Below are 6966 nucleotides of genomic sequence, written 5' to 3'. Positions count from 1 at the left end.
GTGATGGCCATCTGAAATCTCACTTGGCCTCCCTCGACTCCGCAGCCCGTGAGCGTTTCCTCGACTTCGTCCTGCCGGTGCGCATCGACGACGAACCAGCCTCCGGTCGCAGGGAACGTTCTCAACTTGCGTCGTTCTTGAGGAAGGAACTTCCCGCCATGGGACCGGATAGCAAGGGTAACCGGGTCCGGCACTGGATTGCTCGCAACATCACCATCGAGCGAGATCCTGATCGCCTTGGTCCGCCGCTCTTGCCCTCCCAGGTATTGGCACTAAGACGCGGAACAAGGCGCGATATTGAGCGGCTTTACATCGCACTCTGCCGACAACGCGGCATGCCCGCCCGGCGCAATCCGGTATCGGGAGAGGTTGAGAAGTGGGAGGTGGGCAGCGGTTGGAAGTCGGTACCCATTGCTCGAGACGAGCGGCCGGGAGACTCAGAGATGGGGAAGGGCAAGTTGCAACTTGAGATTACATCCGGCGACAGCCTGTCCGGAGCCGCCCTCTACCTGCGCGATTGGGCTCTGTCGCGTTGGAAGGGCGATAGAGGGGAGCCGGTCGATCTCGGTTGGCATCGTCCAGCCCGGGAGATCATCACCCCCGTCGATCTCCCCGTCGGTTGGTATCTCCTGACGTCGGGGATGAGGCTGAAGGATGGATCGGTGAATGCGACCTTGAGATGGTTCGAAGTGCAGACCGGGCGGACAACCCGACAGCATCTCCGCCTTTCCCCGACGGGGGAGGCAAATGCAGGAACTACTTCCGGCGGCGCCGGAGAATAACGACGAGGGCGACGACGGCCACGATGGCCAGAGTCATTATGGCGGCGTTGAACCGCTTGAAGGATTTAAGCATAGTAATTGTATTGCGAACCCTCACGGGGTTTGATCGTAGGCCTTCGGACGGCACTTCCGACAGCCATTACAAATTAGGCTCTATTGCCGGAAGGGAATTGACGGGCGGCACAAAATTCCTTATAATATACATGTGAGGGAGTCAGGAAGACGCCGCTTCGACACCACTATGATCCAAGGAGACCAGAATTGACAAGCCCCGCAGTCCGCTTCGCGCTGACGGCCGCGCTGCTCACCTTTGCCGCGCTCGCACCGTCCGCCTCCGCGCGCCTTCTGCGCATTCCGGAAGACTTTCAGAACCTACGCACCGCGCTCACCGAAGCCCGTGCCAATGACACCGTGATGCTCGCCAGCAATCGCTACACCGGCGCCGATAACTTCAATCTTACCGTCCCGGCAAACGTCACCGTGATGTCGGCGCGCGGTCCATTGCAGTGCATCATCGACGGTCAGTTCAACGAGAACGGCTCCCGCGGCTTCATTATGTCCACCGGAAGCAAACTGATCGGGCTCACCATCACCGGAATGAACCAGCAGTGCATTCTTGATTCACTTGCCAACAATGTCTTGATCAGCAACTGCATACTCCTCGACAACCGCACCGCCCTCGATATCCCCGTCGGCCTGAAGATATTCAACTCGACAGGGGTGCGGGTCGAGCACTGCCTGTTCCAGCAGAACCACAGCCGGGGCAACGGCGGCGCCCTCTTCAACCAGGCCTCCGGGGGCAGTTCGACGGTCACGGTCTTCAACTGCATCTTCGACCAGAACACCTCGCAGCGCAACGGCGGGGCGATGTTCACCAATAGCAGCGGTGCCGAGTCTGATGTCTTCAACTGCCTGTTCATGGGCAATACAACGAACGCCCGCAATGACAACGCTGGCGACGGCGGAGCGATGTCCTTCTCCCAAACGGCTCGCGGCACGGTCCGGTTTTGCACTTTCATCAACAATACCGGACGCCGGGATGGCGCTGAAAGTTGGGGCGGCGGACTGTACCTGGGCTCACAAGTCCAGGTTAACGTCATCAATTCGATCTTCTGGGGCAACGCCGCTAATGTCGGTGCACAACTGGTCGGTCAGAGCAACGGGCAGTGCACAATGAGTTACTGCGCCGTTGAGGGCGGCTGGCAGAACAACCGGATCGGCACAATCACCGTCGGCCAGGGCAACATTGAAGACAATCCCGAATTCGTCGAAGGCCGCGAGCCGGAACGGGGCCCCCAACGTGGTTGGAACTTCTTCTATCTCAATCAGGAAGATAGCCCCTGCGTCGATGCCGGAAGCGGTCAGGCCGATGCCCTCGGCGTCGATACGATGTTCACCGATCCTGGCTTTCAGAACGATGCCGGTGTCGCGGATATTGGTTTCCACTTCAGCACCAGTCTCTTCCGGCGCATCGGGACCATCACCGGCTTCGTGCGCGACCTTGCGTCCGGTCGAGGCATTGCCGCTGCCACCGTGACCACCTCTCGCTATCGCACCGTGCTAACCGACAATCGCGGCGCCTTCCTTATCATCGAGCATCCCATTGGCCAATACTGGATCCGGTTTTCGGCGCCAGGCTTTCTCGACTCCCTTGAGACCGGCCACGACCTGACTGAAGATGCCACCGACGAATATAATGTTCAATTGCTACACCCGGAATTTACACCATCCCGCAACAGTGTCGATGAGACAATCTTCATTGGCGACTCTGTGGAAGTCGGCTTCACACTTCAGAACACCGGCAATGGCCCGCTTGAGTGGCAGGCTCAAACCCGCTTGACAGGAGCCGCCGACCGCGATCCCTGGACTTTCCGTGCTTCGATAAATGCCGGACAGAGAATCCCTGATGACCGGCTGCAGGGTGTTGTTCTGGCGGATTCGTTCTACTATGTCGCAGGCAAGGCCGGACGCGACTCAATGCACCTCATCTACAAGATCAATCTCGCCGGCAATCTGGTGGATAGCATTTACCAACCGGGCAACTCCGTCAACGGCATGGTTGACATCACATGGGATCCTGTATTCTCACTGATCTGGGGCTCGCAGGGCCGCCGCGTCTATGGTTTCAATCTGCAGGGTGAGGTTCTCTTCGAATGGGATACGCCGTTCAACCCCGTTGGAGCCATCGCCTTCGACGTCTTGAGCGAGGTCATCTATGTAACCGGCAGCACTTCGACATCGCACCTCTTCGCCTACGACCGCGAAGGAAACCAAATCTTGGGGGTGCGCTCTCGGGGCATGCGTGTTTATGGATTGTCTTACTGGCCCGGGCCTGAGAATCGCGGTCTCTATCTAATGCACCGCCCTGCGACCCCTCCGGCACTCATCTACCGCTACGACCCGATCGTCGGCGACAGCGACACCGTCCGAATTGCGCCTCTACCCCTCGAAGGTGGTGACTATCTTGGAGCCTGGATCAGCGGCGGCCTCGATATCTATAGCGTTGTCTTCTTTACGGTTGCCAACATCCCGCGCAACAGCGGCAGCGACCGCATCGACCAGTGGCAGTTTGCAGCCAACACCTCGTGGATGATCCTCGATCCGAGTCGGGGTTCGCTTGACCCGGAGGATACACAGGTCTTTTCACTCTGGCTAAAACCGCGAAACTTCCCTTCCGGAATGCACCGCGGGCAGATCATCTTCACGCACAACGCCGAAGGAGAGATGTTCGACATTCCGATCAATCTCCGCCTCGAAGTAAATGCAGTCCCCGGCGAACGCAAGATCGTTTCGCCGGAACAATTCGGCTTTGCCGGAGCGTCGCCTAATCCGTTCAACAATTCGACCACGCTTTCCTATCGCCTCGATCAGCCCGGCCGGACCAGTCTTGCCATTTACGACCTTGCCGGTCGCGAAGTCGCCCGCTTGTTAGATGACTTCCAGTTGGCCGGGAGCCACTCCCTAACGCTGACAGCCTCCAACTGGCCTTCCGGCGTCTATTTGGCACGACTCGAATCGAACGGACTCAAGTCGGTGATGAAGGTTGCGCTGCTGAAGTAGTCCTGACATTCCTGAAATGCGAAAGCGCCGGAGCGGATCGACCGTCCCGGCGCTTTCGTTGAATCCTGAAACCACATCAGTTCAAGGCGATTCCTGTCCTCCCGTCGCTGCATAAGCCTCCCGTGCCGCCTTGGCGTTGGCCGCTGCTTTGCCGGGCACCTCTTCGCCGATAGCCGATACGACTGACTCAATATCGACGACCCCCAGCGCCTTCGATACCGCCCCCAGGATCGCAGTATTGACTATCGGTTGGGTGACCGAACCGAGTCCGTTGCGCACGGCAATCGTCGAAGCATCGACCGTCACCACCCGGTAGCCGTTGGCGAATCCAAAGTGATCCGGTGGTTTGTCACTATTGATCAGGATTGTCCCGCCCGGCTTCAAGCCTTGGGTCACGTCTTCCATCGCGATGAGGCTCGGATCGAGCACCACGACATGGTCAGGCTCATAGATCTGGTTACGCAGCCGGATCGGTTGGTCGTCGATGCGTACGAACGCTTTAACTGGAGCCGCCCGTCGTTCTACCCCGAACGTCGGAAACGCCTGAACATGACGACCTTCCTTGAAGACCGCCACGGCCAGAATCTTGCCGGCGACGACACCTCCCTGTCCGCCCCGACTATGAAACCTCAGTTCGATCATTGAGTACCTGACACGCAAGACCTTTCCCGATTCCCGTCCTGGTTCCCGCGCCCATCCTCCTTACCATTTCAAATTACAACCTTGACAACGAATACTCAAGGAGAATCTTCAATGGGAACCAACTCCTGTCAACTTCCTACCGTCCCCCTTACCAGCGGCTGATTCGTATTCGCCTGAATCCCTGCTCCCGCGCAATCCGTTCCACTTCAGGATGCGGGGTCATGTACCACGCCGCCAACGTATGCTGCCCGTCGATCGGTATGCCGAGCAGGATCACTTCTTCAAGCGCACGCCCCTTGACCGGTCGTTCCAGATTGAGGTAGAACCTCTGCAGACTGCCCCAATTGGCGGAACGGGCGAAGGTTGCGAAGTCCCCGTTTGTGAACATAAAGTTGTTCGGCTCAACTAATAGGTTGACGCCGCGCTCCATCAGGTATTCAACCGGAGCGATGATGCGATGCCCTGGAACCTTGGTGAAGGGCAGCCCAATGCGCGGCAAGTGCGGATCGGTGAGTCCAATGAAATCGACCGTCACCAGGCCCGAATAGTAAGGTATCGCGCCCGCCGCTCCGGCCGACAGTTTCACATTCGTCCCGCCGAACAGTTCGCCCAGACGGAGGCCGATGCCGGTCCAGTTCTCCTTGGGATGGATTAGATGATCCCGAAGTTCACTTGCCGTCTCAAGACCATAACTGAAGACGAATCTACTAAGCGAAAACCAGCCGTTAAACATCCCCAGTGCCAGCCCGACCAGAAGCAACGACCCGACAGGTCGTAGCGGAATATAACGAACGATTGAAGCCGTGATCAGCACCACCATCAACGGTATCACCGGTGCTAAGAACCGGAATTCCATGAAGTCGCCGCCTACCGCTGCAGCATAGACGAACCAAAGAATCGTCAGAGACAACAACCTTCCGGCGGTGGCGTTCTCCCGCATTAGCCGTCGCCCCAGTCCAGCCAGTATAGCCCAATACGGGATAAGCAGATGCGATAAGCCAAAGAGGTAGAGATAGTAGAGTCCAAAGCCAAGCCCCGTCAGACCATGCACCTTGACCCTGGCAGGATTCGGCAATAGCGAGCCATAGTAGTTCAATTTCCAGAGTGCATAAGGCAATAAGACTATCGCTGGAATCACAAGCAGCGCACCCAACTGCCGCAGGTCGAAGCCGTAGTGTCGGTCGCTTTGACGCGCCTGGACGAAGACCACTATCGCCCATATCATGAGCAGGCCGGCATCGAGGCGCGTCAGAACTGCCAGGGTAAGCATTATACCCGGCACAACCATCCGCTGCACCGACCACCGGCCGACCACATTCCGTTCCAACGCCTCAATCGCAGCCAGAAACAACATCGCGACGAAGACTGTTTCGAGGCCGCTGCGCGCGAATGCAGTTATCGAGTGCGAAAGACCGGTCAAACCGGTCGCCATCAGGGCTCCAACCCGGCTTCCAATGACCCGCTGCCCGATGCGGTAGGTGAGCCAAAGCAGGACCAGATAAGACGCAAGCGAAAGCACCGATGCCGTAGTCAACGGCTCCAGTCCTATTAGCATCCCTCCTGCTAACAGGAGTGCCCAAAGGAAGTTGCTGTAGCCTTCGACCCTCTCGCCCGGATTCCAGACCAGACCCTGACCCTCAACAAGGTTCCGGGCATAACGGAACGAAATGAACGCGTCATCGACAGGGTAATTTTGTAGCAGGGTAAGGAGCGCCAAGGCTCCAAACAACCCCGATACATACCACCCAAACCGGCGCGGATTGGATTCCGAAAAGCCGGTTATTGCCCGGGCACGAACGATAAGCCCTCCCTGATGTGAGATCTTGACCTACTTATGGCGTTACCTGCTGCGCTTGAACTCTGTTCAAAATAGGCCTTTATCATCCGAATGGCAAGAATGATACGACCTTCAGGCAGGCTGCCGCTACTTGATTTGTATCACTTTCGATGTTAAATTATGTTCTTAGTATATAGGGACCGGTTTCAGGTCATTGGTCGTCATTGACACGAAGCCGCTTGCTGTCGTTTAACTTCCTTGGGGAGTCCCGGCCGGTGCTTGCTTATGTGATTCTTGCACTCTTGATCGTTTTACCGGGCAGCATATCTGCCCGCATCATCCGCGTTCCGGACGATCAACAGACCATTCAGGCCGGCATCGACGCCGCCAACAACGGGGATACCGTCCTCGTTGCACCAGGTCGCTATAATGCCCGCATCACTATCCGCGACCGCAACATCACCCTCGCCAGCCGATACCTCTTAAGCGGCGATTTTGCCGACATCGCCCGCACGGTCATCGACGGGAATGATCAAGGCCGGGTCGTCTCGTTCGTCAACGGCAACGATCGCTCGACCCTCTTCACCGGATTCACCGTAACCGGCGGACTGACGAACTACGGAGGCGGCATCTACCTGCTCGGCTCCGGGCCGACGATCCGGCGCGTTGCCGTTGTAGGCAATGAAGCCTCAAATCGCGGCGGAG

5 protein-coding genes are annotated in these 6966 nt (G+C 57.7%); 3 read left to right on the top strand and 2 right to left on the bottom strand.

The genetic code is table 11. The features are described 5' to 3' along the window. The first annotated feature begins 23 nt into the window (after positions 1-23). Both FJY67_10605 and FJY67_10600 read left to right on the top strand, forming a co-directional pair. Positions 24-782, top strand: a complete 759-nt coding sequence (locus tag FJY67_10605) for a transglutaminase domain-containing protein (GenBank protein MBM3329901.1) — start codon at positions 24-26, stop codon at positions 780-782. Between the two features lie 261 nt (positions 783-1043). Next, positions 1044-3842: a T9SS type A sorting domain-containing protein gene (locus FJY67_10600; protein MBM3329900.1), complete on the top strand. Its 2799-nt coding sequence runs from the start codon at positions 1044-1046 to the stop codon at positions 3840-3842. An 81-nt stretch (positions 3843-3923) separates the two neighbouring features. Here FJY67_10600 and FJY67_10595 read toward each other — a convergent pair whose 3' ends face one another. Both FJY67_10595 and FJY67_10590 read right to left on the bottom strand, forming a co-directional pair. Then, positions 3924-4484, bottom strand: coding sequence for a pyruvate ferredoxin oxidoreductase (locus tag FJY67_10595; protein ID MBM3329899.1), 561 nt, complete (start codon positions 4482-4484; stop codon positions 3924-3926). A 148-nt stretch (positions 4485-4632) separates the two neighbouring features. Next, positions 4633-6201 (bottom strand): hypothetical protein, encoded by a 1569-nt coding sequence (locus tag FJY67_10590; GenBank protein ID MBM3329898.1) that lies wholly within the window; start codon positions 6199-6201, stop codon positions 4633-4635. A gap of 284 nt (positions 6202-6485) precedes the next feature. Between FJY67_10590 and FJY67_10585 the strand changes: the two genes are divergently transcribed. After that, positions 6486-6966 (top strand): hypothetical protein (locus FJY67_10585; protein ID MBM3329897.1); only part of this gene is annotated, 481 nt, incomplete at its 3' end.

The sequence above is a fragment of the Calditrichota bacterium genome (genome assembly GCA_016867835.1).
Classification (GTDB): Bacteria; Electryoneota; AABM5-125-24; order Hatepunaeales; family Hatepunaeaceae; genus VGIQ01.
This window is presented reverse-complemented; position numbering and strand designations above follow the sequence as displayed.

Excerpts from the sequence above, each read along its gene's own strand:
- FJY67_10595 (MBM3329899.1), bottom strand. The coding sequence starts at position 4,484 with ATGATCGAACTGAGGTTTCATAGTCGGGGCGGACAGGGAGGTGTCGTC.